This window comes from Actinoplanes sp. NPDC048791 (assembly GCF_040650095.1).
In the GTDB taxonomy this organism is placed as follows: domain Bacteria; phylum Actinomycetota; class Actinomycetes; order Mycobacteriales; family Micromonosporaceae; genus Actinoplanes.
Window position 1 is genome coordinate 1 of sequence record NZ_JBEZGQ010001382.1, and the last position, 1,816, is coordinate 1,816.

2 protein-coding genes are annotated in these 1,816 nt (G+C 74.2%); both read right to left on the reverse strand.

Annotated elements, in window-relative coordinates; all coding sequences use genetic code 11:
• A partial coding sequence (locus tag AB0C29_RS46555; RefSeq protein WP_360834549.1) for a chorismate-binding protein occupies positions 1-911 on the reverse strand: 911 nt, incomplete at its 3' end.
• Between the two features lie 161 nt (positions 912-1,072).
• On the reverse strand, positions 1,073-1,717 hold the full coding sequence (locus AB0C29_RS46560) for a hypothetical protein (protein ID WP_360834551.1): 645 nt from the start codon (positions 1,715-1,717) through the stop codon (positions 1,073-1,075).
• Between the last annotated feature and the right edge of the window lie 99 nt (positions 1,718-1,816).

Genomic DNA, 1,816 nt, shown 5'->3' on the forward strand with positions numbered 1-1,816 from the left:
AGGGCCAGCACGCCCGCGTAGTAGCCGCGGCCGCGGCGCTCGTGCCGGGCGATCACCCGGCAGGCGTTCTCCACCGGGCTGCCGGTGACGGTCGGGGCGAACATCGTCGCGCGCAGCACCTCGCGCACGTCCAGGGAGCCGCGGCCGGCCAGCAGATATTCGGTGTGGGTCAGGTGCGCCATCCGCTTGAGGTAGGGACCGACGACCTGGCCGCCGTGCTCGGCCACCGCGGCCATCATCTTGAGCTCCTCGTCGAGCACCATGTAGAGCTCGTCGATCTCTTTGCGGTCGGCCAGGAAGTCGGTGAGCTCACGCGTGCCGTCGTGCCGGAACGTGCCGCTGATCGGGTTCATCATGGTCAGCCCGTCGGCCACACTGACGTGCCGTTCCGGGGTGGCGCCGACCAGCGTGCGGGTGCCGGTGTGGACCAGGAACGTCCAGTAGGCGCCGTGTTCCTGGGTGAGCAGCTGACGGAACGCCGACCGCGCCGCCGCCAGCGGGTCGCCGTCCACGTCGGCCGTGAAGACCCGGTGGATGACGAAGTTGGCGCCCTCGCCGTGGCCGATCTCGTCACGCAGCACCTCGGCGACGATCTCGCCGTACGCCTCGTCGGAGAGGTCGAAACCGCCGTCCCGCAGCGAGACCGGCGTCTCGGGCAGCTCGCCCACCAGCCCGCCGAGCGGCCGGGTGGTCCGGGTGGCGATCCGCAGGCACTCCAGCGGCGCGCCGTCGTCGACGCACGCGAAGCCGCGTTCGGCGATCTGCCGGTACGGCACCAGCGCGAGGGTCTGCGGTCCGGGCCGGCCCGGGGTCAGCGGGATGTCGGCGAGCGTGTCGACGGTGACGACATCGCCGGTCAGCACGTCGACGTGGTCGGCGCCGTCACGGTGCAGCAGGGCGAAGGGTTGCATCGGGTCCTCGTTCCGGGCTGGGGTCGCCGCCGAGGACCGGGCCGTACGAAAAAGGCCGCCTCGTCGGAGGCGGCCGCGGTGGTGTGATCTACACGCGGGTGGGTGTGGCCGCCGGGTCGGCGGGCCACCACATGCTCAATCGCGCGTGCATGCCGGTCATCCTAGGGGCCGTCGCGGTAGCAGCGCCAGCTCCGGGCGTCACCGGCGCGCCCGAGATCCGCCCAGGCGGCGGCGCCGTAGCGCCAGCGGCAGAGCGCGTCCATGTCGACCGCGATCCCGGCCCGGCCGATCCGGGCGCAGGTCCAGGTGTCCGCGGCGGCGACCGCGAGGCTGAACCGGCCGTGCGTGGCCCGGCAGTAGGACCCGATCAGCGGGCCCACGTCGGCGTCCGCGCCGGGGCCGAGCAGCACCGGGGCGGGAGCGCTGGGTGACGACGACGGCGACGCGGAGGAAGGTGCCGGACTGAGCTTGGCGGCCTGCCGGACCGCCCGCAGCTGCGGGCGGGTGGCGGTCGGGGCCGGCGGGTCGGTCCAGGCCGGCGGTGGCGGGACGGAGACGGTCGGCAGCGGTACGGCGGCCCGCGGCGTCCCGGACCCACGGGTCAGCAGGGCAACCGCCGGCAGCAGCAGCACGGCGAGCACGACCGGCAGCCACAGCAGCCGCCGCCGAGAGCGCGGGACGCGGAACTCGACGGTCGCCCGGTCGGCCAAGGGAGCCTCGGCGGCGTGCCGGGGCACCGCGGTACGCACCGCGAGCAGCCGGCCGATTCCGCCGGCCCGGTGACGCGCTGTGACGTCGACTGGCACTCAGCCACCGTACGAGCAGCGCGGACTTCCCGGTTCGGTCGTCACGGTGCGTATTCGAGGCGAAGGGGTGAGCGCCCGCCGCCGTACGGGGGAGTCAGG